Origin of the sequence: Streptomyces sp. NPDC055966 (assembly GCF_042269865.1) — a bacterium.
Lineage (GTDB): Bacteria > Actinomycetota > Actinomycetes > Streptomycetales > Streptomycetaceae > Streptomyces.
The window spans coordinates 63,980-86,783 of sequence record NZ_JBHJYK010000028.1; the positions used below are offsets into that span (position 1 = coordinate 63,980).

The 22,804-nt window shown below is 74.4% G+C and carries 17 protein-coding genes; 14 read left to right on the plus strand and 3 right to left on the minus strand.

The genetic code is table 11. The features are described from left to right. Window positions 1–2 precede the first annotated feature (2 nt). Window positions 3–1,511 carry a PLP-dependent aminotransferase family protein gene (locus ACFC8N_RS41435; RefSeq protein WP_356032832.1) on the plus strand — a complete coding sequence of 503 codons (1,509 nt, stop codon included), beginning with the start codon at window positions 3–5 and terminating at the stop codon, window positions 1,509–1,511. 55 nt (window positions 1,512–1,566) lie between these two features. Here ACFC8N_RS41435 and ACFC8N_RS41440 read toward each other — a convergent pair whose 3' ends face one another. Together ACFC8N_RS41440 and ACFC8N_RS41445 are read right to left on the minus strand one after the other, a co-directional pair. Next, window positions 1,567–3,204, minus strand: a complete 1,638-nt coding sequence (locus ACFC8N_RS41440) for a hypothetical protein (protein ID WP_376294652.1) — start codon at window positions 3,202–3,204, stop codon at window positions 1,567–1,569. Window positions 3,205–3,244: 40 nt separating this feature from the next. Then, entirely contained in the window at window positions 3,245–3,439 is a 195-nt protein-coding gene (locus ACFC8N_RS41445) for a hypothetical protein (RefSeq protein ID WP_356032837.1), read from the minus strand. 307 nt (window positions 3,440–3,746) lie between these two features. Between ACFC8N_RS41445 and ACFC8N_RS41450 the strand changes: the two genes are divergently transcribed. From ACFC8N_RS41450 to ACFC8N_RS41490, 9 genes are all read left to right on the plus strand, one after another. Beyond that, window positions 3,747–4,139 (plus strand): ankyrin repeat domain-containing protein, encoded by a 393-nt coding sequence (locus ACFC8N_RS41450; protein ID WP_356032840.1) that lies wholly within the window; start codon window positions 3,747–3,749, stop codon window positions 4,137–4,139. A 300-nt stretch (window positions 4,140–4,439) separates the two neighbouring features. Further along, complete coding sequence (locus ACFC8N_RS41455) at window positions 4,440–5,858, plus strand: HEAT repeat domain-containing protein (protein WP_356032842.1); 1,419 nt, start codon at window positions 4,440–4,442, stop codon at window positions 5,856–5,858. Between the two features lie 188 nt (window positions 5,859–6,046). Continuing rightward, window positions 6,047–7,174: a glycosyltransferase family 1 protein gene (locus ACFC8N_RS41460; protein ID WP_356032845.1), complete on the plus strand. Its 1,128-nt coding sequence runs from the start codon at window positions 6,047–6,049 to the stop codon at window positions 7,172–7,174. Beyond that, a complete protein-coding gene (locus ACFC8N_RS41465) occupies window positions 7,171–8,346 on the plus strand; it encodes a glycosyltransferase (RefSeq protein WP_362822016.1) in 1,176 nt (391 codons plus the stop codon). The genes ACFC8N_RS41460 and ACFC8N_RS41465 overlap by 4 nt, the downstream gene beginning before the upstream one ends. Beyond that, on the plus strand, window positions 8,343–9,311 hold the full coding sequence (locus ACFC8N_RS41470) for an SGNH/GDSL hydrolase family protein (protein ID WP_376294657.1): 969 nt from the start codon (window positions 8,343–8,345) through the stop codon (window positions 9,309–9,311). The genes ACFC8N_RS41465 and ACFC8N_RS41470 overlap by 4 nt, the downstream gene beginning before the upstream one ends. An 85-nt stretch (window positions 9,312–9,396) precedes the next feature. Then, window positions 9,397–10,104 (plus strand): GntR family transcriptional regulator, encoded by a 708-nt coding sequence (locus ACFC8N_RS41475; RefSeq protein ID WP_356032852.1) that lies wholly within the window; start codon window positions 9,397–9,399, stop codon window positions 10,102–10,104. 69 nt (window positions 10,105–10,173) lie between these two features. Further along, window positions 10,174–11,703 (plus strand): hypothetical protein, encoded by a 1,530-nt coding sequence (locus ACFC8N_RS41480; protein WP_376294659.1) that lies wholly within the window; start codon window positions 10,174–10,176, stop codon window positions 11,701–11,703. A gap of 31 nt (window positions 11,704–11,734) precedes the next feature. Beyond that, window positions 11,735–12,613, plus strand: a complete 879-nt coding sequence (locus tag ACFC8N_RS41485) for a hypothetical protein (protein ID WP_376294661.1) — start codon at window positions 11,735–11,737, stop codon at window positions 12,611–12,613. A gap of 64 nt (window positions 12,614–12,677) precedes the next feature. Then, window positions 12,678–17,321 carry a hypothetical protein gene (locus ACFC8N_RS41490; RefSeq protein ID WP_376294664.1) on the plus strand — a complete coding sequence of 1,548 codons (4,644 nt, stop codon included), beginning with the start codon at window positions 12,678–12,680 and terminating at the stop codon, window positions 17,319–17,321. Window positions 17,322–17,352: 31 nt separating this feature from the next. Here ACFC8N_RS41490 and ACFC8N_RS41495 read toward each other — a convergent pair whose 3' ends face one another. Beyond that, the gene (locus ACFC8N_RS41495; protein ID WP_356032862.1) at window positions 17,353–17,886 is read right to left on the minus strand and encodes a hypothetical protein; all 534 of its coding nucleotides are present in this window, start codon (window positions 17,884–17,886) and stop codon (window positions 17,353–17,355) included. Between the two features lie 431 nt (window positions 17,887–18,317). Between ACFC8N_RS41495 and ACFC8N_RS41500 the strand changes: the two genes are divergently transcribed. The 4 genes from ACFC8N_RS41500 to ACFC8N_RS41515 are packed head-to-tail and all read left to right on the plus strand — an operon-like array spanning window position 18,318 to window position 22,762. Continuing rightward, window positions 18,318–21,284: a nitrate- and nitrite sensing domain-containing protein gene (locus tag ACFC8N_RS41500; RefSeq protein ID WP_376294667.1), complete on the plus strand. Its 2,967-nt coding sequence runs from the start codon at window positions 18,318–18,320 to the stop codon at window positions 21,282–21,284. Further along, window positions 21,281–21,715, plus strand: a complete 435-nt coding sequence (locus ACFC8N_RS41505) for a roadblock/LC7 domain-containing protein (RefSeq protein WP_376294670.1) — start codon at window positions 21,281–21,283, stop codon at window positions 21,713–21,715. The genes ACFC8N_RS41500 and ACFC8N_RS41505 overlap by 4 nt, the downstream gene beginning before the upstream one ends. Window positions 21,716–21,724: 9 nt before the next feature. Next, window positions 21,725–22,120, plus strand: a complete 396-nt coding sequence (locus tag ACFC8N_RS41510; RefSeq protein WP_356039085.1) for a DUF742 domain-containing protein — start codon at window positions 21,725–21,727, stop codon at window positions 22,118–22,120. A 36-nt stretch (window positions 22,121–22,156) separates the two neighbouring features. Next, entirely contained in the window at window positions 22,157–22,762 is a 606-nt protein-coding gene (locus ACFC8N_RS41515; RefSeq protein WP_376294673.1) for an ATP/GTP-binding protein, read from the plus strand. The last annotated feature ends 42 nt before the right edge of the window (window positions 22,763–22,804 follow it).

Here is a 22,804-nt window from a genome sequence, read left to right on the forward strand (position 1 = left end):
TCATGGCGCAGTGGACCTCTGCGATGGGCGCCGCGCAACTCGCCCGGCTCCTCAACTCCCAGCAGGAGCGTCCGGCCGGTCCGGGCACCCGCCGCCCGCCCGCGTACCGCGCACTGGCCGACGGCATCCGGCTCCTGGTGCTCGAAGGGCGCGTGCCGGTCGCCGCCCGCCTCCCCGCCGAACGCGAACTCGCCCTCTCCCTGTCCGTGAGCCGCACCACCGTCGCGGCCGCGTACGAGGCGCTGCGCAGCGAGGGCTTCCTGGAGTCCCGGCGCGGCGCCGGCAGCTGGACCGCGGTGCCGGCCGGGAACCCGATCCCGGCCCGCGGCCTCGAACCCCTGCCCCCGGAGGCGCTGGGCTCGGTGATCGATCTGGGCTGCGCCTCGCTCCCGGCCCCCGAGCCCTGGCTGACCCGGGCCGTGCAGGGCGCCCTGGAGGAACTGCCGCCGTACGCCCACACGCACGGCGACTATCCGGCCGGGCTGCCCGCGCTGCGCGAGATGATCGCCGAGCGCTACACCGCGCGCGGGATCCCCACCATGCCCGAGCAGATCATGGTGACGACGGGGGCGATGGGCGCCATCGACGCGATCTGCCACCTCTTCGCGGGCCGCGGCGAACGCATCGCGGTGGAATCCCCGTCCTACGCCAACATCCTCCAGCTGATGCGCGAGGCCGGCGCGCGCCTGGTCCCGGTCGCCATGGCCGAAGGCCTGTCGGGCTGGGACATGGACCGCTGGCGCCAGGTGCTGCGCGAGGCCGCGCCGCGCATCGCCTACGTGGTCGCCGACTTCCACAACCCCACCGGCGCGCTCGCCGACGAGGACCAGCGGCGCCGGCTGGTGGACGCGGCGCGCTCGGCCGGCACCGTGCTCGTCGCGGACGAGACGATGACGGAGCTGTGGCTGGACGAGGACCTGAGCGCGGCGGACATGCCCCGCCCGGTGTGCGGGTTCGACCCGGCGGGCTCCACGGTGATCACGGTCGGCTCGGCCAGCAAGGCGTTCTGGGCGGGCATGCGCATCGGCTGGGTGCGGGCGGCGCCGGACGTGATCCGCAGCCTGGTCGCCGCGCGCGCGTACGCCGATCTCGGCACCCCGGTGCTGGAACAGCTCGCCGTCAACTGGCTCTTCAGTACAGGGGGTTGGGAGCAGGCGGTGGAACTGCGCCGCGCTCAGGCCCGGGAGAACCGGGACGCGCTGGTGTCGGTGCTCCGCCGTGAACTGCCCACCTGGGAGTTCGAGGTGCCGCGGGGCGGTCTGACCCTGTGGGTCCGCGCCGGCGGCCTGTCCGGGTCCCGGCTCGCCGAGGCGGGCGAACGCACCGGCGTCCGCGTCCCCTCCGGCCCCCGCTTCGGCGTGGACGGCGCGTTCGAGGGCTATGTACGGCTGCCGTTCACCGTCGGGGGAGTGGTGGCGGAGGAGGCGGCGGTACGGCTGGCGGCCGCGGCCCGGCTGGTGGAGACGGGGGCGACGGGGGGCGTGGAGCCGCCGCGGACGTTCGTGGCCTGACGCCTCCTGGGCGGCTTTGCGGGGCGCCGATCGCGGGACCCGGTACGCGCACCCCTTACGTGGTCTCCGCCCCCACCGTCTCCGTACGCACCGTCTCCGTGCTCACCGTCTCCGTGCTCACCGAGGGTTTCGTCAGATCCGCCGGCTCCCGCGGCTGGGCCTCCACCACCGCGGTCCGGGGCGGCAGCAGGTCCAGCACCGCCGCGCTGTCGGCGTCGCTCGTGGCGTCGTCGTACGGGTCCGGGGTGCGCGGCACCTGGAGGCGGTGCACCGGGCCGGAGCCCAGGCGGGCGTAGCCGCGCCCGGGCGGGACCTGGCCCGGCGGCGTGGTGTGCGGCGCGGCGCCGAGGACCGCCTCCACCTGGCGAGGCGTGGTGGAGCCGAGGACGACACGCGCGCGTGTGTGCTGGCGGACGACGTCGCTCAGCGCCTCCGCGCCGTCGAACTGCTCGGCCACCACGACGGTCACGTTCGCCGCGCGGCCGTGCCGCAGCGGGACCTGGAGCAGGGCCTGCGGGTCCTGGCGGCCCTCCGAGCCGGCGAGGTGCGCGAAGACGGCGGGTCGGTCGAGGAGGATCCACAGCGGGCGGCGGGTGTCCGCCGGCGGTGGGTCGCCCGCCTGCCGGGCCAGGTTGATGGCGATGAGCCGGCGTTCGGTCTCCTGCGCGGCCCACTCCAGGCTCGCCAGGGCGCCGGGCAGCGCGCACTCCACGGCCAGGACGCCGTCCCGGCCGGTCAGGCACGCGTACTCGCCGGTGCCGCCGCCGTCGACGATCAGGACGTCGCCGTACCGCAGCGCCTGGAGGGCGAGGGAGCGCAGCAGGGTCGACGCGCCGCCGCCCGGCTGGCCCACGGCCAGCAGGTGCGGCTCGGTGGAGCGCACGCCGGTGCGCCAGACGACCGGCGGGACGTCGATCTGTTCCTCGCCGTAGGCGAGGGGGAGCGTGCGCTGCACCTCGCCCGGGTCGGTGAAGCCGAGGACGGTCTCGCCCGGCGCGGTGACGAAGTGCTGGGCGGCGATGTCGGTGGGCAGCGGGGCGAGGACGGTGACGGTGAGCTGGTTGCCCTCCTCGTCCCACCCGAAGTGGTATTCGCGGCCGCGTCCGGCCTTCGCGGTGAGCAGGTGCTCGATCCGCGCGCGGGCCTCGGACTCGCCGTCCGGGAAGTAGGCCGGGTAGCGGATCACGAGGTGGCCGACGCGGCCGTCGTCGTCGAACTCGTGCGCCGCGAAGACCTTCTCCCACTCCCCGCCGTGCGTGTACAGGGGCGCCGGGTCCTCGGGGTCGGCGAAGTACGGCACCAGGGCCTCGTAGAGGGACTGGAGCCGCTCGATCTGGGACTCGTCCGGCCCTTCGGGGGCCGGCTCGGTGCGGTCCCGGCCGTGCCAGGCCGCTGCCGCCATCACGGACATGACGGCGAGCAGCGGGCCGTACGGCGCCAGCGCCACGACCAGGACCACGGCGGCCACCAGGAACAGCAGCGGCCCGCGCTTGTCCTCGGGCGTGTCCGCCCACTTGCGCCGCCCGGCCGAGGCCAGCCGGCGCATCCCGCGCGTGACGGCGATCAGCGGATGGAGGACGTCGGTGGCACTGTCGGCCGCCGTCCGGGCCAGCTCCCGGCTCCGGGCGAGCTGCGTCCGGGCGATCTGGGCGCTGTCCTTGCTCAGAATGCGGGGGAGAGGGCGCCGGGCCACTGCTGTCTCCTGGTGGTGCGTGCGGGCGGGAGGGGCTGGGTCAGAACTTGATGCCGCCGAGGAGGCTCGCCAGGCTCTCGCCGCCGGCCTTGATGCTCGGGGCGATGCCCGTGCTGGCGAGATAGAAGCCGAACAGGGCTGTCACGGTCGCGTGCGAGCCCTTGAGCCCGTCCTTGCGGAAGAACAGGAAGACGATGACGCCGAGAATGATCACGCCGGACATGGAAAAGACCATTTGAGGCCTCCTGGTGTCGAGGGGGACAGTCACCATGAGTTCTTCCAGGATCACAGGATGTGTCCATACGATAAAAGGTGCAAATGGGTGAAATCTGACCGCTTTCCCTCGGTCGGCGGAGCGGGCTCCGCCCGATTGGCCAGGGCTGATGCCCCGAACAGGGACGAGCGTGATCTTTACCTCGGGCGCATCGGGTCATGTGCCCCGCGAGCCAGTACGCTGACGATTCACTCGTACGGCCGTGTTCCGCTCGCTGCCGTACGCTCCCTGCAAGTCCCCGAAGTTTCCAGGAGAGGCGGTCCGGCCGATGAGCGAAGCCCCCGACCCCGAGGTCGTGGAGCTGGCGACCAAGATCTTCGATCTGGCCCGGCAGGGGCAGACCGAGGCGCTCGTGGCGTACGTCGACGCGGGTGTTCCGGCCAACCTCACCAATGACCGCGGCGACTCCCTCGTGATGCTCGCCGCCTACCACGGCCACGCGGCGACGGTGCGCGAACTGCTCGCGCGCGGCGCGGCGGCGGACCACGTCAACGACCGAGGCCAGACGCCGCTCGCGGGAGCCGTCTTCAAGGGTGAGGCCGAGGTCATCAAGGCGCTCCTGGCGGGCGGGGCCGATCCCGCCGCGGGCACGCCCTCCGCCGTCGACACCGCGCGGATGTTCGGCAAGACGGAACTCCTGGAACTGTTCGGCGCACACTGACGCACATGTCCTGACCAGGTACGACACACAAAACGGGGGAGGCGGTACAAGGCCGCCGGAAATACGGTCGCGGCAGCACACACCGCGGGTCATCATGACGACGTGATTCACGGACGCGATGGCTGGGCAGGTGTTGCCGCACCGCGCGGGCCGTGATGCGGTCCGCATGGGCCACCGACGAGAGGCAGAGAGAAATGGTCTACAGCAAGCAAGAGACGGCGGGCGCTCCGACGTTGTGTCACGCGGCCAGGTAGTGCGTGTTCTCCGGTTGCGTCGACGCTTGATGTGAGGCTGTTTCCCATGTTCGATCCGTTCATAGCGCCGAGCGGTACGCTGCTCGGCCTGTTGCAGCGGGGCCGCGGCGACGGCACGCTGCACGCGCTCACCGCCCCGCGCGCGGAAGCGCTCGCGGCGCTGAACCAGTGCGTGCTGCGCGACCCCCGCCAGGACTGGCAGGTGGAGAACCGCTCTCTCTACTACGCACGCCTGTACCTCGACCTGAATGGCGAGCTGGACGCGATCGCGGCCCATCTCTTCGGCCCCGAGGACGTTCTCGACACCGACGAGTCCCGCACCGGTCTCGCCCTCGCCGTGCTCGGACACCTCGCCTCCTACGGCAGGCTCGACGCGCTCGAACTGCTGCGGCGGTACGCCGCCACGGGCAGCAACTGGGCGTGGGCCCTGGACGAGCTGGCCCTGCGGGACGACGACGCGGGCCTGCGCGCCCTCGCCGCCCCCGTCCTGGCCCGCTTCGGCACCGACCCCGAGGGCGAGGCCGAGCTGGCCGCCGCCGTCCGGGACGCCTTCGAGCCCCGGCCGTGGCGGCTGTGGGCGGAGGATCCGCGCGAATCGATCGCCACGCGTGTGCGTGCCGCGCAGGAGACCGGCTGTTTCGACCGCTGGCAGCGGCAGATGCAGCCGACCGGTCCCCGGCCGGGCTGGAGCGTGCGCGCCGTCTTCGAGTGGGCGCAGGCGGGCATGGACCGCGGCGCCGCACTCCATGTGCCGGCCGCCCGCTGTCTGGTCGCCGTGGCCGGTCCCGAGGACCGCGCGGAGATCGTCCAGGCCGCCCGGTCCGGCACCGACGGCGCCCGCTGCACCGCCCTGCGCTATCTCGCCGACGGCAACGACGCCGAAGCCCTCGACCTGATCGAGGCCGCGGTCGCCGACGGCACCACCGTCGTCGTGGAGGCCGCCGTCGACGCCTTCGAACGGATGCGCAGCGTCGCCGCCGTCGACCGCGCCCGTCGCTGGGCCCAGCGCCCCGACCCCCTCGGCGCCGCCGCGGGCCGCATGCTCGCCTGCCGGGGCGGCGCGCGCGACAAGGACCTGGTCCTCGGCGCCCTGCGCGAGGCCGTACGCGGCGAGGGCCCCGACGCACCCACCCTGTGGACCCTCGTGGACGGTGCCGGACGCCTCGGCATCGCCTGCGCCGCCCCCGTCCTGCGGCACGTCTACCGCGAGACGGCCTCGTCCCACCTGCGCGGCCGCGCTGCCCACGCCCTGGCCGCCACCGACCCCTCCTTCGCCGCCGGCTTCGCCGTCGAATGCCTGTGGGACTGCGAGGAGACCACCCGCGAGATCGCCGCCCGGCACGCCGAGACCGGTGACACCCGGGTCGTGGAGCGCCTGCGCCGCCTGGCCGCCGATCCGGCCGAGGAGGCAGAGGTGCAGACGGCCGTCCGCAGCCGCTTCGGCTCCGACACCGCCGGCGGCTGAACCCCCCACGCGCGCGTACGGAACACGCGGACGACCGCCCGCCGGGTGAACACCGGATGACCGGCGGGTCAGGCGGCCATGACGGCCGTCTGACCCGCTCGGGTGTGCAGCCCAACGCTCACAGGACGTTCCCCGAGCGGAAAGATCGACGTTGACGCGGCCACGTCCAGCGCGGCGACAACACCCGTATGCGTGTCGTCATCGTGACCGAATCCTTTCCCCCCGATGTGAACGGCGTGGCCCACTGCGCGCTCCAGACCGCCCGGCACCTCGTTGATCGCGGTCACTCCCCGCTCGTCGTCGCGCCGGCCCCCGCTCCCGGCAGCGCACCGGACACGGACGCCCCGTGCCCGGTCGTCCGTGTCCCTTCCCTCCCCCTGCCCGGCTACCCCCAGGTCCGCGTCGCCCTCCCGAGCCGGCGCCTCGCCGCGGCCCTCCTCGACCACCGCGCCGACCTTGTCCATCTCGCCAGCCCCTTCGTCCTCGGCGTCCGCGGCATGGCCGCCGCCGCCCGGCTCGGCATCCCCGCCGTCGCCGTCTACCAGACCGATCTCGCCGGGTACGCGCGTACGTACATGGGCGCCGGGGAAGCGGCCGCCTGGCGGCGCATCCGCTCGGTGCACTCCGCCGCCGACCGCACCCTGGCCCCCTCCAGCGCCGCCCTCACCGACCTGGAGGCCCACGGCGTGCCCCGGGTCCGGCTGTGGCCGCGCGGCGTGGACACCGTACGTTTCAAGCCAGAACACCGTGATGAGGCCCTGCGCCGCGAACTCGCCCCGAACGGCGAGCTGATCGTCGGCTATGTCGGCCGGCTCGCCCCCGAGAAGCACGTAGAACTCCTCGCCGGAGTCTGCGGACTGGAGGGCGTGAAGGTCGTGGTCGTCGGTGACGGGCCCAGCCACGCCCACCTCGCCGAGGCGCTGCCCGGCGCCGCCTTCCTCGGCCGCCGCACCGGCCACGACCTCGCGCGGATCTTCGCCTCGCTGGACGTGTTCGCGCACACCGGCCCCTTCGAGACGTTCTGCCAGACCGTCCAGGAGGCCATGGCCAGCGGCGTCCCGGTCGTCGCGCCCGCCGCCGGCGGCCCGCTCGACCTGGTCGCCCACGAGCGCACCGGACTGCTCGTCCCGGCGCTCGACGCCGCCGCCGTGACGGAGGCCGTGCGCACTCTGGTCACCGACCCCGACCGCCGGATCGCGTACGGCCTCGCCGCCCGCACCATGGTCGAGGGCCGCACTTGGGCCGCCGTCGGCGACCAGCTGATCGGGCACTACGGCGACGTCCTCGCGGCCCGCAGGACGGCGGTGGCGGCATGACCGGCACCGGCTCCTCCCTGCGCATCGTCCGCCTCGCCAACTTCGTCGCCCCCGCCTCCGGCGGCCTGCGCACCGCCCTGCGCGAACTCGGCAAGGGCTTCCGCGCGGCCGGCCACGAACCGGTGCTGGTCGTGCCCGGCGAACGGCACACCGACCAGGACACCGAGCAGGGCCGTGTCATCACCCTGCCCGGCCCGCTGCTGCCCGGCACCGGCGGCTACCGCGTCCTCACCGACAAGCGGCGCGTGGCCGCCCTCCTGGAGGAGCTGGCCCCGGACCGGCTGGAGGTCTCCGACCGGACCACCCTGCGCTGGACCGGCCGCTGGGCCCGACGCGCGCGCGTGCCCGCCGTGATGGTCTCCCATGAGACCGCCGACGGCGTACTGCGCACCTGGGGCCTGTCCGAGAACCTGTCCCGCAAGGCCGCCGACGCCCTCAACACCCGCACCGCGCACGTCTACTCGCGGGTGGTGTGCACCACGGAGTTCGCCGAGCGCGAGTTCGTCCGCATCGGCGCGCGCAACGTCGTACGCGCCCCCCTGGGTGTCGACCTGATGCAACGCCACCCCGCGCTGCGCGACCCCGCCCTGCGCGAGCGCCACGCGCGCGAGGACGAGGCGCTGCTCGTGATGTGCTCGCGGCTCTCCGTCGAGAAGCGTCCCGGCACCGCCCTCGACGCCCTGGAGGCGCTGCTGCGGCGCGGCCGGAAGACCGTGCTGGTGGTCGCCGGGGACGGACCGCTCAAGGCCCGGCTGGAGCAGCGCGCGCGGGAGCGCGGGCTGCCGGTGACCTTCCTGGGGCACGTCTCCGACCGGGCCGTGCTCGGGGCGCTCCAGGCGTCCGCCGACATAGCCCTCGCCCCCGGGCCCGCCGAGACCTTCGGGCTGGCCGCGCTGGAGGCCATGGCCTGCGGCACGCCCGTCGTGGCGAGCGCCTCCTCGGCGCTGCCCGAGGTGATCGGGTCCGCGGGCGCGACCGCGGCCGACCACGGCGAGGCCTTCGCCGACGCCGTCGACATGCTCCTGGAACGCGGCGAGCGCGAGCGCCGCGAGACGGCACGCGCGCGTGCCGAGTGCTTCGGGTGGGGCACGGCCGTGGAGGCGTTCCTCGCCGCGCACGACGCCCCGGTGACCGCGCCCCGGCGCGGCGCCGTCCCGGAGGGCGTGGCATGAGAGCCGTCCGCTTCGTCGCCCTCGGTGACTCGCTGACCGAGGGCGTGGGCGACCCCGTCGGCACCGGCTGGCGGGGCTGGGCCGCGCTGCTGGCGCCGTCCCTCGCGGGGAACGTGGAGTTCACCAACCTCGCCGTCAGCGGGGCGCAGACCCGTGACGTGGGGGAGCGGCAGCTCCCGGCCGCCCTCGCCCTGCGCCCGGACGTGGCCTGCGTGGTCATCGGCGTCAACGACACCCTGCGCCACACCTTCGACATCCGCACGGTGGCCGCCCGCCTCGACGAGGCCTACGCCGCCCTCACCCGGCAGGGTGCCACCCTGCTCACCGCCTGCCTGCCCGACCCCGGCGCGATGCTGGGGCTCCCCGGCGCCCTCGCCCGCCCGCTGGCCCGCCGGCAGCGCGCGGTCAACACCGTCGTGCACACGCTGTCCGAGCGTTACGGCGCCGTCCATCTGCACGCGACGGGCGGTACCTGGATCATGGACCGGGCCCTGTGGAGCGCGGACCGGCTGCACCCGAGCGAGCGCGGACACCGGCAGCTGGCCGCCCACTTCCACGCCCTGCTCGCCGAGACGGGCCGGGCGAGCGGCCAACCTCCCTCGCCCGAGCCGGAGTTCCCCCCGCCGACCCGTACGGCGAGCCTGCTGTGGCTGGCCACCGCAGGCACGGGGTGGGTGGTGCGGCGGTGCAAGGACCTGCTGCCCCAGCTGCTGCGTCTCGCCGCCGACGAGATGCGCCACCAGGCCCGCGGGACCGGCGCCCGGCTCGACCAGAGCGCGTCGGCGGCGGTGTCCGCGGCCCTGGCCGCCCTGCCGGAGCGCACCGGCGCCGCCGGCGGGGCACAGCTGCGCCGTATCGTCGTGAACCGTGCCGCGACGCCCGGCGGTGCGGGCCACCGCGCGGAGGCGGAGGCGCCGGCGTCCCACCGGGAGGACGCGGAGGTGGCGGCGAACGGGATCGGCTAGCCGAGGCGGACGGATGATGGGTCGTTCAACAATCCGACAATACCCGTGTTGTCTGGTTCCGCCTGTCTGCGATTGAATTCCCGGCATGGCAGAGCAGCTGACGGGACTGGCCGGCGACCGGGCCCTCCTCGGGCGTACGAGCACGGCCGAGCGCGTGTCGGACATCCTCCGCAGCCGTATCGCCGACGGGTACTTCCCGCCCGGCACGCGGCTGTCGGAGGACGGCATCGGCGGGGCGCTCGGGGTCTCCCGCAACACCCTGCGCGAGGCCTTCCGGCTGCTCACGCACGAACGCCTGCTGGTCCACGAGCTGAACCGGGGCGTGTTCGTCCGCGTCCTGACCGTCGAGGACGTCGAGGACATCTACCGCGCGCGCACCCTGGTCGAGTGTGCCGTCGTCCGCGGGCTCGGCGAGCCGCCGTACCCGCTGGACGGGCTCGCCGCGGCGGTCGCCGAGGGGGAGACGGCGGCCGGCGCGACCGACTGGAAGGCGCTGGGCACCGCCAACATCCACTTCCATCGCGAACTGGTCGCCCTCGCCGGCAGCGAACGCACCGACGAACTGATGCGCAGCGTCTTCGCCGAACTGCGCCTCGCCTTCCACGTCGTGGACGACCCGCGCCGGCTGCACGAGCCGTACCTCGCCCGTAACCAGCAGATCCTCCGGGCGCTCCAGGCCGGTGACCGGCTCGGGGCGGAGGACCTGCTGGAGACCTACCTCACCGACTCGCTGGAGCGGGTGGTGGAGGTGTACCGGCGCAGGGTCGGCGAGGAGAGCGCCGGGCTCTCCTGAGCCTGTGTGACGCCCGTCGCTTCTGCGTCGTTTGGGTCGATGTCAGACCGAGGACCTAGTCTGTGCACCGTGACTTCACCCGCATCGACGGACAGTGTTCCGCCCCAGCTCAGCGCCGCGGCGCGCCCGGCTCCGGGCCCGGCCGCCGACGAGGGCCTGGCGCGGCGGCTGCGCGCCCTCGCCTGCACGGCGCCGCTGCACGACCTCGACGCGCGCAAGGCCAACCTCGCCGGTGAGTACTCGGTCTACGGAATGGCCGAGGTGGCCCTGGCCGCCATCGACCTCGTCACGCTCAACATGGACTTCGACACCGGCGCGGACCACGAGCAGATCGTGGCCCGGCTGATCCCGCGCATCGCCGCCCAGGCCCCGCAGCGGCCCGTCGGCGAGCACGAGCGCGTGGCCCGCTGGGTCGTGGAGAACCTGATCAACGTCGGCAGCGCCGACCGCGGCTTCCGGGCCGTGTACGGCACCTTCGGCCCGGACGGCACGTACGTCCGCCGGGACTACGACTTCAAGCTGATCGAAGAGGTCCCCGGCCCCGGCGGCACGGTCTACCTGCGCACCACGGACGAGGCGGTCAACGTCCTGGTCGGCGCCCTGGACACCGACGTCACCAGCGCCCAGATCGCCGCCGAGGTCAAGCTCGAAGTACTGATCAACCGCGGCCGGCTGGCGGACGCCCAGCTCGCCGCCGAGCAGGCCCGCTACCGCACGGTGCAGTACTCAGAGACCCTGCGCCGCGCCCTGGATGCCACCCGGCGCAACGTCCGCGCGGTCGACTGGCTGAACTCCGTGCCGGACATGATCGCCGAGGCCCTGGACCACGTGGCGGACCGCTACCGCCACGAGAACGCGATCCTCACCAACATCCGCAAGGCCCGCGACGAGACCGAGGAGCCCGAACACAAGCGCCGCGCCGCCGAACTCGTCGACATCGTCAAGGACTGCATCCGGCGGCACACCCAGCTCCAGTCCCGCCTGCTGGAGGCCGGCCCGCTCTTCCGCGCCGAGCAGGACCGGCAGGCCTTCGCCACCCCGGCGACGACGTCCGGAACAGACCTGTACGGCCATCTCGTGGCCCCCGTCCTGCCGCTGCCCGTGGAGCAGGCGATCCGGGTCACGGACGCCTTCTTCGCCCAGGGCACGGGGCTGCGCACACCGGTCTCCGTGCGCGTGGCGGACCTCGTCGACATACTGCTGACCCCGCCCGTCGAACGGGAGCACCTGGGCGCGGAGATGCCCGAGCCCGACCTGATCGCCACGCCGGACGACAGCCGGTTCAGCGAGGAGCAACTGGTCGCCGCGACGGAGCTGCTGGACCTCCCGGCCGACGCGCCGCGCCGGCTGTCTGGGCTGCTGGCCGAGGCCCGCCGCACCGGCGACCCCGATCTGGCGTATCTGGTGGCCCTGTTGGCGGTGCACGCGGCCAGCCCGGCCGTCGGCACGGCGTACCGCCAGGGCGAGGAGAAGCTGCTGTTCGCCGTGGACGACGGGACCGAGCTGGACGATCCCGAGTTCGGCGGGGCGGACCTGATCGTGGGCACCGCGCTGCTGGACGCGGCCGGGATGGCGGCCGACCGGACGGAAGCAGCATGACCGAGCAAGAACGCGACAAGGAGCCGAAGCCGTGACCGAGCACGTCGACTGGAGTGAGCCCGAGCCCGCCGCCGCGCCGGCCGGTGCCGCCGTCACCCCCGCCGACGCCGCCGACGCGGCGCGGCTCGTCGCCTTCGGACTGCAGCCCAAGGTGCAGCCCGCGCGCGACCAGGAGTACACGGAGCTGCTGCGCCGCTACCGCGACGACCCGGCGTTCGCGCGGCTCGCCGACGCCGTCGCCGCCGGGCTCGGCCTCGTCGTGCTGGAGGTGTCCCCGCGTGCGGGGATGGCCGTGACGGCCGCCGAGGACTCCGTGTTCGCCGTCCGCATGGGCGACTACGCGCGTCGCACCGCCGCCGACTCCGGCGACCGCTTCCTGCACGGCCTCGCCCATCTCGCCGCCGCCGCCCTGGCGTTCCCGCGCCCCGAGGACCTGGCCGACGACTCCTACATCGGCCGCGTCACGGTCAACGGTGTCGACGCCTTCGTACGGCAGGCCTGCCGGCGCCTGGAGGAGCGGGCCGAGCAGCAGGGCGAGAACACCGACCCGGCGAGCGACGCACCCGGTCTGGAGGCCGCCTGGCGGATCTGGGCCAGACGCAGCGCCACCGGCGCCACCAAGGACGCCCGCCGCCCCGCCGCCTCCACCACCGGCATCGTCGCGAAGGCCCTCGCCTTCCTCACCGACTCGGGCTTCCTCCAGCGCACCGGCGACGACGGAGGCGGCACCTACCGCACCACGGCGCGCTACCAACTCCAGGTCCGTGACATGGCCGGCGCCGCGGCGATGGCCGAACTGCTCGACCTGGGCGTCGTCCCGGTGACCGACGGCACGGCAAGCCTGCTGCCCGCCGAGGACACCGAGGACCTGGAGCTGGTGGCCGACGCCGGACTGCCGTTCCACTCCTGAGGGCCGCAGGGCCCCGCCACGACCTGAACCACCGCACCTTTCACCAGACTTACGAGAGTCCGCCATGTACGAGCTGTCCCGGGTCCGCCTCTACTCCATCGGGCCCGCCGGTGCGCGCTACGCCGACACCGTGCTTGACCTGCGGGGCGTGGGCGAGCCCGTGCCCGACCCGGCGCCCACGCAGGCGGAGTTCTTCGAGGAGGAGCCGGCCGGGCCGCCGCGCCGCCCCGCGCCCGCGGGCGTGCTCTTCCTGGAGAACGGCGGCGGCAAGTCCGTCCTGCTCAAGCTGATCTTCTCGGTGATGCTGCCGGGCCACCGCAACACCCTCGGCGGCGCCAGCTCCGGCGTGCTGCGCAAGTTCCTGCTCGCCGACGACTGCGGACACGTCGCGCTGGAGTGGCAGCACGTGCAGACCGGTGAGTGCGTCGTCGTCGGCAAGGTCAGCGAGTGGCGAGGGCGGCAGGTCTCCAACGACCCGCGCAAGTTCGCCGAGGCCTGGTACTCCTTCCGGCCCGGCCCCGGACTGAGCCTGGACAACCTGCCGGTCGCCGAGGCCACCGCCGTACGGCCGCCCGTCGAGGGCACCTCGGGCGCCCAGGGCCGGCGCCGCACCATGAAGGGCTTCCGTGACGCCCTGACCGAGGCGGGCAAGGCCTACCCGCATCTGGAGGCGCACTGGGAGGAGATCCACGACCGCTGGATCGAGCACCTCGGCGACCTCGGCCTCGACCCCGAACTCTTCCGCTACCAGCGGGAGATGAACGCCGACGAGGGCGAGGCGGCCGGCCTCTTCGCGGTCAAGAAGGACTCCGACTTCACCGACCTGCTGCTGCGCGCGGTCACCGACACCCGCGACACCGACGGCCTCGCCGACCTCGTCAGCGGCTTCGGCAACAAGCTGGGCCGGCGCGCCGAGCTGATCGCCGAACGGGACTTCACCGCCGGCTCGGTCGACCTGCTCGGACGCATCGTCGAGGCCGCCGAGACCCGCACGCGTGCGCGTGACGTCCACGCCGGTGCCGAGCGCCGCACCCGCTCCCTCGCCCGGCGGCTGTCCGCGCGGGCCGTGCGGGAGCGGGTACGGGCCGCCGACCTCGCCCAGCGCGTCACGGCCGCCGCGTACGCCGTCACGCACTCCGAGGGCGGGCGGGAGCGCAGCGCCCTGACCGCCGCCGAACTCGCCTACCGGCACGCCTCCCTGGCGCTCGCCGCCGCCGAGAAGTCCGCCGCCGCGCAGAAGCGCGAGCTGGCCGACGCCCGCACCCTGCACTCCGCCTGGCAGGCAGCCGAGGTCGTGCTGCGGCACCGGGCCGCCGCCGACCGCGTCGCGCGCGTGTCCGCCGCCATCCAGGAGGCCGAGCGGGACGCGGCGCCCGCGCTCGCCGCCCGCGCCAAGGCCGCAGTCGACCTCGTACGGGCCCTGCACGCCGCCGCCGAGAGCGCCGAGACCCTCGCCAACGAGGAGGAGGAGCGCTCCGCCGCCCTCCAGGAGGTCGGTGACTGCGCCCACCGCGACTCCACGACCGCCGCGACCGAGGCCCAGCGCGCCCGCAGCGAGGCCGGGCATCTGCGCCAGCGCCTCACCGAGGTCGAGCAGGAGACCGCCGAGGCGGTCCGCGCGGGCTGGCTCGACGACAGCGCCCCGGACGCCGACCCGGCCAGGGCCGCGCTCGCCGCCAGCGACGCCGAGAAGACCGCGGTGGCCGCCTGGGACGCGGCCCGCGAGGCCGCCCGCAAGGTCACCGAGCACGCGCGCGAGGCGGCCGCCGCCGAGTCCCGTGCGGAGCTGACGGCGGCCCGCGCGGCCGACGCGGCGGCCGCGGCCGCGCGCGCCCACGAGGCCGAGCAGCGCCTCGCCGAGTCCCTGGCCGCCGAGGAGCGGCTCGCCGAACTGCTGGGCCTGCCCGGCATCCCGAGCAGGGCGCGCGTTCCCGGCCCGCGCACCGACACCGACGACGACCTGCGCGCGACGACGGCCGCGGAGGCGACCCCCGCCGCCGAGGGCCCGCTGCGGCCCGAGCAACTCGACCGGTTCGCGGACGAGTTGCGCGCGCTCCTCGACGCCGCCGTGACGACCGCCGAACGGCATCTGTTCGAACTGCGCACCGCGGCCGCCGACGACGCCCGGATCCTCGGCGCGCTCGGCGACGGCGGGCTGCTGCCGCCCGGCCCGGACGTGCTGGCCACCGTGGAGTTCCTCGGGGAGCACGGCATCCCCGCGCTCCCCGGCTGGCGCTATCTCGCCCAGTCCGTCGACCCCGCCGACCACGCGCGTGTGCTCACCGCCCGGCCCGAACTGGTCGACGGCGTGATCATCACCGATCCCGACACGCACGCGCGCGCCCGCGACGCCCTGGCCGACGCCGCCCTGCTGCCCCGGTCGACCGTCGCCGTCGGCACGGCCGCCGCCCTGCTCGCCCCGCCCCCCGCCACCGACGCGTCCTCCGAGGACGTCTTCCTCGTGCCGCCGAACCCGGCCATGCACGACGAACTCGCCGCCGACGAGGAACGGCACGCGCTGCGCGCCCGGGCCGCCGAGCGCGACGAGGAGATCCGCACCCTGGCCGCCCGGCTCGGCAAGGACCGCGAGCTGGCCGCCCGGCTCGCCTCCTGGCGCACCGGCTGTCCCGCCGGACGTCTCACCGAACTCGCCCGGGCCGCCGAGGAGGCGGGCGAGTTCGCCGAGGAGGCCGAGGCGGAACTGACCGAGGCGCGCACCGCACGCGCGGAGGCCGAGGAGGCCGCCGCCGAGGCCGCCCAGCTGCGCGACGAACGGCAGGAGGCCGCGCAGAAGGCCCGCCGCGCCGCCGACGCCCTCGCCGGTCTCGCCTTCCGCCTCCGTGAGCGCGCCGGCTGGCAGGTCAAGCTCCGCGAACTCGCCGACGAGGCCGCCGAGTCCGAGGCCCGCGCCCAGGCCTGCCTGGACCGCGCCCGGGCCGCCGACGAAGACCGCCGCGCCGCCCAGCGCGCCGCCGACGACGCCCGCCGCACCGCCCGCGCCCTGCGCGCCGAACGCGCCGAGATCGCCGGCGCCCCCGACGATGTACCGGTCGAGGACGTGGACGCCCCGAAGGCGTCCCTGCCCGCCCTCCGCGAGGCCTACCGGGCCGCCTCCCAGGTGTACGAGAAGGTCGGCGTGGGTGCCGACCTGCGGGCCGAGCAGGCCCGCGCGGAGAGCGACGAGAGCGCCGCCCGCACCGAACTGGACCGGCTCACCAACAAGGTGCGCACCCGCGCCGAGCAGCTGCTCCAGTCGCCCGACGGCTCCGACGGCCCCTCCCGGCAGGCGGCCGCCGCACGCGCGGAGGAGCTGGTGCAGCTCCTGGAGACCCGCATGTCCACCGCGAGCGAGCAGCTCGGCCGACTGCGCGGCGAGGCCGAGCGCCACGCCCCCGAGGACGGCGAGGCACACACCGAGCTGCCCGAGGAACTCGTCCCGCGCGACGCCGAGCACGCCCAGGCGCTCCTGCGCACCGCGACGGGCGAACTCGCCTCCCGCACCGAGGCGTTGGCCGAGGCCCGCGAGGCGCACGCCGAGCTGCTGGACGCCCACCGGGGCGCCGAGGACGCGGCCGGCGGCTTCGACGAGATCGCCGCGATGCTCCGCGACCTGCTGCGCGAGCACGCCCCGGAGGAGGAGCAGGAGGAGCCGGAGCCCTACCCGGGCAGCCTGGAGGACGCCCGGCACTCCGCCGCCGAGACCCGCCGCTCACTGCGCGGCTGCGCCGGCGACCTGTCCGCCGCCGAGGCCGCCGTGCGCGAGGCGAGCGACGTCCTCGTCCGGCACGCCAACTCCACGCGCTACGAGCAGGTCCGCACCCCCGCCCGCCAGCAGATCCGCGAACTGCCCGCCTCCGCGCTGCCCGAGCACGCCCAGAAGTGGGCCGACGCCTTCGCCCCCCGGCTGCGCGTCCTGACCGACGAGCTGGCCCAGCTGGAGCGCAACCGCGACTCGATCGTGGACCGGCTGCGCGGGCTGGTGGAGTCCGCGCTCGCCACGCTGCGCTCCGCCCAGCGGCTCTCCCGGCTGCCGGAAGGGCTCGGCGAGTGGTCCGGGCAGGAGTTCCTCCGCATCCGCTTCGAGGAACCGGACCAGGTCACGCTCACCGAACGCCTCGGCGAGGTCATCGACGACGCCACCCGCGCGGCCGTGAAGAAGAACTCCGACCTGCGCCGCGACGGCATGTCCCTGCTGCTGCGGGGCGTCGCGGCGGCCCTCCAGCCCAGGGGCGTGGCCGTCGAGATCCTCAAGCCCGACGCCGTGCTGCGCGCCGAGCGCGTCCCTGTCGGACAGATGGGCGACGTGTTCTCCGGCGGACAGCTGCTCACCGCGGCGATCGCGCTGTACTGCACGATGGCCGCCCTGCGCTCGAACGACCGGGGCCGTGAGAAGCACCGGCACGCCGGCACGCTGTTCCTCGACAACCCGATCGGCCGCGCCAACGCGACGTACCTGCTGGAGCTCCAGCGGGCCGTGTCCGACGCGCTGGGCGTGCAGCTGCTCTACACCACCGGCCTGTTCGACACGACCGCCCTCGCCGAATTCCCGCTGGTCATCCGGCTGCGCAATGACGCGGACCTCAGGGCGGGCCTGAAGTACATCAGCGTGGAGGAGCACCTGCGGCCCGGGCTGCCCCAGCAGGCCCAGACCGGAGAAGCGGTGCACAGCGAGATCACGGCGACGCGGATGTACAAGAAACCGGCATGACGGTCACGCGGTGAGGCGGGGCCGCGCCGGGTCAGGGGTGGGACAGCTGACCGGCGCCGCCCCGCCTGCGTATCCGCTCCTGCTCGCGCAGGGCCGCTCGCTCCCGGCGCCGGCGGGCACGCCGCTCGCGGCGCAGGGCCCGGGCGGTGCTGCTCGGCTCGGAGACCACGCCGTAACGCTGGTTCCACACCTGGCGGGTGACCCACACGTCGACCACCGCCCATGTGGCCACCACTGTGCTCACCACGCTGCTGATCACCATGGGGAAGGCCAGCCAGGACCCGGCCATCGTGCACAGGAAGGCCACCATCGCCTGGATCAGCGTCACCGCCATGATCAGGACCGCCCGCACCGCCGCCGTCCGCACCGGATCGGGCAGCGGGTGCCGCTTGGCCGGCTCCTCGATCCACAACGGCCGGTACCCCGGCTGCCGTTCCTCCCCGGCGGACCGCCCGAGGCGCCCCCGCACCGGAATGTCGCGATCCGGCTCTCGCTGCCCCCGTGGCTCCGCCGGGCGCTCCGCCGCGCGCTCGGCGGGCGCCTCGCGCCCCTCCGCCGTCCCCATCACCTTTGTCACTCCCCACCGCCGGCACACCGCTCGCCCCGGAGTACCTGGACTCCGACTCCCCAGTGGCTGCCCGGCTTGCGCAGTTTTACGCCGCCGAGGTGCTAGATGCGGCACCTGTGGCCCATTCCGCACCCATTTCCCGAAGACCCGTCACAGACAAGGACGAACGAGATCGCGGGATGATTCCCCATCAGCGAAAAAATCCAGCCAACCACCTGGCCGTGACCCCGTGATCGGTACGGAGCCGGCTGCTCGATCGCGGGTGCAATCTCCCGCAATGACCGGACAACTCGCCATCTCTCGTCGTCGGAGCGGAAGTTCGCCCTCCGGACATGTCTTCGAGTTAACTGTGAGGCGGTAGTAGGCTCGCGCCGTTTGTTGACGCACATGTACACCCCCGGCCGGCGGGGGTCGAGCTGGGGGAGGCCATGCGGTTTCGCGGGAAGTCGATCCGCCGGAAGATCGTGGCGCTGCTTCTCGTGCCGCTGGTGTCCCTGGCCGCCGTCTGGGCCTTTGCCACGGTGATCACAGGGCGCGAGGTCGCCCGGCTGTTCCACGCCACCGATGTCGTCAAGGACATCGGCTACCCCACCGAGGACACGGTCCGCGCACTGCAGCAGGAGCGCCGCCAGACCCTCGTCTATCTCGCCGACCCCCGTGCCGCCGACGCGCTCGCCGCGCTGCACCGCACCCGCACCGCCACCGACCGGGCGATCGTCGAGGTCCGCAAGAACGCCGGGGAGCACGGCGGCGCCAACGGCATGAACGCGACCGAGAGCGAACGCCTCACCAACGTCCTGGACGCCTTCGACGGCCTCGACTCCCTGCGCCGCGACGTCGAGCAGGGCACGGTCAGACGCGCCCAGGCCCTCGACCTCTACAACCGCCTTGTCGACCCCTGCTACACCCTGCTCGACGGCCTCGACGGCGTGGACGACGTCGGGCTGGACAAGCAGTCCCGCGCGCTGGTCAACGTCACCCGCGCGCGCGAGCTGCTCTCCCGCGAGGACGCCCTGCTCGGCTCCTCGCTCGTCGTCGGCACCCTCACCCGCGACGAGACCCGGGACATCTCCGACCTGGTCGCCCAGCGCACCCTCCTGTACGACATCAGCCTGCCGCTGCTGCCCGCCGCCGAGCGCGCACGCTACGAACGCCTCTGGCAGGACGCCACCACCGCCCCGCTGCGCACGGCCGAACAGTCCGTCATCGGCACGGGCTCCGGCACGCCCCGCGACGTCACCGCCAAGAGCTGGGACTCCGCCGCGGCGAGCGTCCTGGACGAACTCGGCACCCTGGACGACCAGGCGGGTGACCGCTTCCAGCACCGCACCCGCCCCGTCGCCCTGACCATCATCTTCCAGGCGGCCGTACCGGGCGTCCTCGGCCTGATCGCGCTGCTGTTCTCCCTCTACGTGTCGGTCCGGATCGGCCGCAGCCTCATCCGTGACCTGCGCCAGCTGCGCCTGGAGGCGCACGAGGCCTCCGGCGTCCGGCTGCCCAGCGTGATGCGCCGCCTGTCCGCCGGTGAACAGGTCGACATCGAGACCGAGGCGCCGCGCCTGGAGTACGACAAGAACGAGGTCGGCGAGGTCGGCCAGGCCCTCAACACCCTCCAGCGCGCCGCCGTCGAGGCCGCCGTCAAACAGGCCGAACTGCGCGCCGGTGTCTCGGAGGTGTTCGTCAACCTCGCCCGCCGCAGCCAGGTGCTGCTGCACAAGCAGCTCACCCTGCTCGACACCATGGAACGCCGGACCGAGGACACCGACGAACTCGCCGACCTGTTCCGCCTGGACCACCTCACGACCCGTATGCGCCGGCACGCCGAGGGCCTCGTGATCCTCTCCGGCGCGGCGCCCTCGCGGCAGTGGCGCCGCCCCGTGCAGCTGATGGACGTCGTCCGGGCCGCCGTCGCCGAGGTGGAGGACTACGAGCGCGTCGAGGTGCGGCGGCTGCCGCGGGTCGCCGTCACCGGCCCGGCCGTCGCCGACCTCACCCACCTCGCGGCCGAACTGCTGGAGAACGCCACGGTGTTCTCGCCCCCGCACACCGCCGTCCAGGTCCTCGGCGAGCGCGTCGCCAACGGATTCACCCTGGAGATCCACGACCGGGGGCTCGGCATGACCGCCGAGTCGCTCCTGGACGCCAACCTGCGCCTCGCCGAGACCCCCGAGTTCGAACTGTCCGACACCGACCGGCTCGGCCTCTTCGTGGTCAGCCGCCTCGCGCAGCGGCAGAACGTCCGGGTCTCCCTCCAGCCCTCGCCGTACGGCGGCACCACCGCCGTCGTGTTCATCCCCGACGCGCTGCTGAGCGACGACGTGCCGGACACCAACGGCCTCGGCTTCCGCCTGGACCGGGACCGCTCGGCGAGGGGGCCGGGACAGGCGCTGGGCCGCTCCGCGCCGCCGGCCCAGCTGCCCGGGCTCCAGACCTCCCTGCTGGACGGCCCCGTCGAGCTGGAGGCGCCCGTCGATCTCGACGCCCTCGACGACTTCCCCGGCGCCCTCGGGGACGAGGACAGCGAGCGCGGCGGACTGTTCCGGCACCGGCGCGCCCGCCCCCGCGACGAGGACCGGACGCCCGCCCCGGCCGCCGACCGCCTGCCGCGTGACCCGGCCGGCGACCCCGGTCCCGTGCCGCCGCCGCGCCGTCAGACGCCCAAGCTGGTCAGCTCGCACGGCAAACCCGTCACCGACCAGCGCTCCCGCCGCGACGACTCCGACCAGGAGTCCGCCGCCGGCCCCCGCCGCCCCGACCAGGCCGCGCCGGCTCCGCTGCCCACCCGCCGGCGCGGCGCGACCGCCCGGCGCACCGGCGAAACCGCCGGGCGCGTCGAGGACGGCGGACCGGCCCGCGCCGCCGCCGACGAGACGCCCGGGATTCCCGCACTGCCCCGGCGCACCCGAACGAAGGGGACGGCCGCGGGCGGCCCCGGCGCCCCCCTGCCCACGGGCGGCGACGCGACGCGGCCGGGCGGCACAGCCCCGCCCGCCGACGGCGCTACGGCCGGACCCGACGGCCATGCGGCACGCCCCGGCGACGCAGCGCCGCCGAGCGGCGAAGGCGCCGTCACCCGCGCCGACGCGGACCCGCCGCGCGACGGGACCCCGGACCTCACCTCCGGTGCCGCGGCCGCCCGGCCGGACGCGGCACCGGACGGCATCGGGCCGTTGCCCCGGCGGGTGCGCCAGGCCAGCCTGGCTCCCCAGCTCAAGCAGGATATTGCGCGACGCGCCGACCGGACGGGACCGCCCGCCGACCGCGACGCCGAGGAGGTCCGCAGCCGGATGGCCTCGCTCCAGCGTGGCTGGCAGCGAGGCCGGGAGGAGAACGCCGCGGGCGACGGGTCCGGCAACGGCACAGCACCAGGAACGACTAAGGGGGACGGTCGATGACCGCACCGAAGGCCACCGGCCACACGACGACCGACAAGGGAGAGCTGAACTGGCTCCTGGACGACCTGGTCGACCGGGTCGCCAGCATCCGCAAGGCCGTCATCCTGTCCGGCGACGGCCTCGCCATGGGCGTCTCGAAGGATCTGGCCCGGGAGGACAGCGAGCATCTGGCCGCCGTGGCCTCCGGCTTCCACAGCCTTGCCAAGGGCGTGGGCCGCCACTTCGACGCGGGCAGCGTCCGCCAGACGGTGGTCGAGCTGGACGACGCCTTCCTGTTCGTCACCGCCGCCGGCGACGGCAGCTGCCTCGCCGTCCTCTCGGACGCCGACTCCGACGTCGGGCAGGTCGCCTACGAGATGACCCTGCTGGTCAAGCGGGTCGGTGTGCATCTGGGTACCTCCCCGCGCACCGATCTGCCCGCAGGCGGGTAGTGGGATGGCATGAGCACAGACGGTCAGGGAAGAAGCCACTGGTTCGACGACGAGGCCGGACCGGTCGTCCGCCCGTACGCCATGACGCGCGGCCGGACCACCAGTCCGGCCCAGCACCGCCTCGACCTGATCGCGGTGGTCGTCACGGAACCGGACGCGGGCGACGCGGAAGCGGACCCGACGCTCTCGCCGGAGCACGTGGCGATCGTCGGACTGTGCCGGGACGAGCCGCAGTCGGTGGCCGAACTCGCCGCGGAGGTCGACCTGCCGATCGGCGTGATCCGGGTGCTCATCGGCGACCTCGTGCACGCGGAACTCGTCCATGTGTCCCGCCCGATACCCCCGGCCGAGCTGCCGGACGAGAGCGTTCTGCGCGACGTGATCAACGGCCTCCGGGCCCTGTGACCGTCCCCCGACCCCATCAAGCAGGAGAAGAGACCGATGATCTTCGGGCGTACTGAGCGCGGCAAGCCCCCGGTCGAACCCGTCACGCTCAAGATCCTGGTGGCCGGCGGCTTCGGCGTGGGCAAGACGACCCTCGTCGGCGCCGTCAGCGAGATCAGGCCGCTGCGCACCGAGGAACTGCTCACCGAGGCCGGACGACCGGTCGACGACGTCAGCGGCGTGGAGGGCAAGCACACCACCACCGTGGCCATGGACTTCGGCCGCATCACCCTGCGCGAGGACCTGGTGCTGTACCTGTTCGGCACGCCCGGGCAGGAGCGGTTCTGGTTCATGTGGGACGAGCTGTCCGAAGGCGCGCTCGGTGCCGTCGTGCTCGCCGACACGCGCCGGCTGGAGGACTGCTTCGCCGCCGTCGACTACTTCGAGCGGCGGTCCATCCCGTTCCTCGTCGGCGTCAACTGCTTCGAGGGCTCGGCCCGTTACCCCGGTGAGGCGGTCCGGCGGGCCCTCGACCTGGACGACGACGTCCCCGTCGTCCTGTGCGACGCGCGTGACCGGGAGTCGGTCAAGGAGGTGCTCATCGGCGTCGTCCAGCACGCGATGCACCACGCGGCCGGCCACCGCGAACCCGCCATCGGCTGACGACGGACACGGCCCGTACCCCCGCCGACCGGGGCACGGGCC